The 1314-nt window shown below is 37.4% G+C and carries 2 protein-coding genes; both read right to left on the reverse strand.

Annotated features, from left to right (window positions below; all coding sequences use genetic code 11):
• Positions 1-36: 36 nt before the first annotated feature.
• Complete coding sequence (locus tag HC175_RS15075) at positions 37-867, reverse strand: IS3 family transposase (RefSeq protein WP_168139314.1); 831 nt, start codon at positions 865-867, stop codon at positions 37-39.
• Between the two features lie 8 nt (positions 868-875).
• Entirely contained in the window at positions 876-1274 is a 399-nt protein-coding gene (locus HC175_RS15080) for a transposase (protein WP_168139315.1), read from the reverse strand.
• Between the last annotated feature and the right edge of the window lie 40 nt (positions 1275-1314).

Consider the following 1314-nt stretch of genomic DNA (forward strand, 5'->3'; position numbering starts at 1 on the left):
TGAACTTCCCTGATTAGTGTTGACCGGTTTTACATATTAATTTTCATTATCAAAAATAGTAATTACTGGTCTTTCTTCTGGTCTGAGGGTTGACCAATAACTAATGAATTCTTCAGGATTCTTTTTCTCTAGATGATCATGTGATCTTTTGCTGTTATAGTTCTTCACTGCTCTATTTACCTGGCTTTTGAGTTGGCTAAAGGTTTTTGGCTTCCAATGGTCTAGATATTCTTCTTTTATTGTTCTGTTAATCCTTTCGGCATAGGCATTGTCTTGAGCCCTTAAAGCCATACTTATTGTTGTCGTGCTGGATGTTAAAAGATCAACATAAGACTTGTAAGTATACTGGCTTCCTCGATCTGAGTGATGGATCTTGGGAGCTTTATGATCTTTTAAAGCCATTCTTAGCGCCTTTAGATTTGCTGTCCCTCTCATATTATCAGATACCTCATAACCAACTATTTTCTTGGTATAGACATCTATAATAAAGACTGCATAATAAAATTTGTCTCCTACTTTATAATAAGTAATATCACTTTGCCACACTACCGAAGGTGCATTGATCTCTACTCCTTTTATTTTATTGGGGTAGTAGATCTTACCGGCAATAGTAGTGCGCCTGTAGTTCTTTTTTCTTTTGAGACGATATCCCAGCTGCATAAAAGTCTCTACAAAACGATCTCTCCCGATAAAATCAGGTTTTAGAGTATAGTACATTTTCTCCACCCCACAACCAGGATGGTCTCTACGAATATCATCAGCTTCAGACATTAACTCCATCAAACGATGATCAAACACAGTTTGTCTCCTTGCATATTGATGTACAGCTTGTTTGCTGATCCCAATACCTTCATAGAGCTGGTTCATGGAATAATTCACTTTTTCTTTGTGTTCCCTGAACCAGTTGATTGTGGGGTGCTGTAGTTTTTTTTAATGTCGATATCAAGCTCGGACTTAGCCAATTCGATCATCTTCTCAAGATAATCCAGCTGTATCTGTTTACGTCCTAAGGCTGCCTCCAATTCTTTGTTTTTGGCTTCCAGCTCTTGCAACTTTTTACTGCTACTGTCTTTCATTTCTACGACTCTAAAACCTTTCTCGTTAAAGGTAGAAAATTTATAAATCCAGTTATAGATTGACTGATCAGATACGCCGTGAAGTCGTTCAAGCTGTCTTACACTAAACTCTCCACTTTCATAGTCGGCAACGATCTGCCTCTTAAACTCATCAGAATACCGACGATGCTTCTTTAGTAATTTGAAATTAGATCTCATATAAGTTGATTTAGTGGTCAACCTATATCAGGGACGTACA

The organism is Salinimicrobium oceani (assembly GCF_012037645.1).